Annotated in this window: 1 protein-coding gene; it reads right to left on the minus strand. The window is 45.4% G+C overall.

The window, feature by feature from the left end:
* A partial coding sequence (locus tag MICAI_RS21745) for a DUF4114 domain-containing protein (protein ID WP_198285318.1) occupies positions 1-1605 on the minus strand: 1605 nt, incomplete at its 3' end.
* Between the last annotated feature and the right edge of the window lie 161 nt (positions 1606-1766).

A 1766-nucleotide genomic window follows, 5' to 3' on the forward strand; every position in this document is an offset into this window, starting at 1 on the left:
TGCATCGGTGACAGGAGGATTATTATCAGGTGGATTCGGCGAATTATCATTATCTAGAATCGTGCCAATTCCCTCACCTTGAATCAGAATAGCATTGGTCACTCCTGTTAAATTGACCGTGAAGGTTTCCGTAGGCTCGCTAATTGTATCGCCCTTTACAGCAACTGTGATATTTTTCTCCACTTCTCCCGGTGCAAACGTCAAAATTCCCGTCGAAGATTCATAATCTGTCCCCGCTTGGGCAGTTCCATCTTTCGTTGTAAATTGAGCCGTAACTGTTGTGTTTGTAGGGGCTGATAAACGAACTGTAAAATTAGCAGCTTCAGTTCCTATATTCCCCTCCGTCACTGTGGTATTTTCAATACTCAAAGACGGTAACTGAATCGGTTCTCCAATTGGTTCCCCAAAACTGAACCGAAACACTAAATCATCAAAATCGCGATCGCCACCGCCCCAAAAATCTTCCCAGGCCCAGGTCTGACTATCCTGTTGAGCATGGACATGATTTAAACCATCCTCATTGGCCGCCGCATAGGAAAAGAAAACCGGTGGGGCATTTCCCCCCTTGGCGATCGCCTGATCTGTTGTCCCGTTAGCGACTAGATACCATCCCAGATATTTCCCAGAAGGGACGTTAAACGTTTTACTATCAAACCCTTTCCCAGAGGCAAAAATTACCTGGTGGCGATCGCCTGACAAGGCCGCATCTAAATAACCCTGATCCCCTGGTTTAATCCCATTAATTTCGCCATCCGGCGTATCAACCAAATAATAACCCATCTCGTTTGGAAAAGTATTATCCTGACTGACAGCCTCCACTGTGAGGGGAACCTGTTGCCCTTTGTCTCCGGCTAAGACAATTCCTGCTTGAGCAATATTAAAAACAACATCGTTAAAATCTTGATCTCCTCCACCCGTCAAATCTTCCCAGTTAAACCGCCAGATCCCGCGGTCAAGATGACTACTTTGGGAATGATCAAAGTTATCAGGATTAGCTCCTTTCAGGGAGAAAAAAGCTAACCCCGATTGACCCTGATTTTGTCGATTATTTTCTAACCAATTAGCGCTAGTATTGTTTTGAATCAGATAAAACCCTAGACGACTACCCCCCGCAACGGTGAATTCCCGCCAATTTCCCGCTTGATTACCCGAATTGAAGAGAGTTTGTCGGCTGGAACTGCTTAAAGCGGCCTCGGCGAATCCTTCTTCACCGGGGGCGATACCTTCTACCCCACCTAAAGCATCCACCAGAAAGAATCCCACTTCATTATTAAAAGCTGCCTCTCGCACTGTCCACTGGACAACCATATTCACCCTTTCTGAGGGATTACCCGGAACGAATAAAACCTCGCCTAAATCATCTAACTGACTGATTTGAGGGGTTCCTGTCCAAGAAGTATCTTGGTCTGAAAAGGAGAAATTAGCAGCCTCTTGATTAACTAATAATGGGACTGATAGCAGAGAATCACTTTGATTAGCTAAGTTATCGCTCGCCGTCGCGCTCACGGGAGCAAGAAAATTGCTAGGAGAAGATGGGGTGAGAGGTGTGACTAGAGGAGTCACCTCTGGCGTTGTCGGAGCCAGCATAGATGGTGCTGTCGCCATCAAAGTCTGATCTACTCCCAAAAGACTTGAGCCATCTTCTAGAAGTATTGGGGGAAGTATTGGAAAATCCACTTATGCCTTCTGCTTGGATGTCTAGCTTGATTCACTAAATTAATTTTTGTTAGCATCTTAAGGGCGTTTCTTTTTACTGTCAATTATAT

Origin of the sequence: Microcystis sp. T1-4 (genome assembly GCF_000297435.1) — a bacterium.
Lineage (GTDB): Bacteria > Cyanobacteriota > Cyanobacteriia > Cyanobacteriales > Microcystaceae > Microcystis.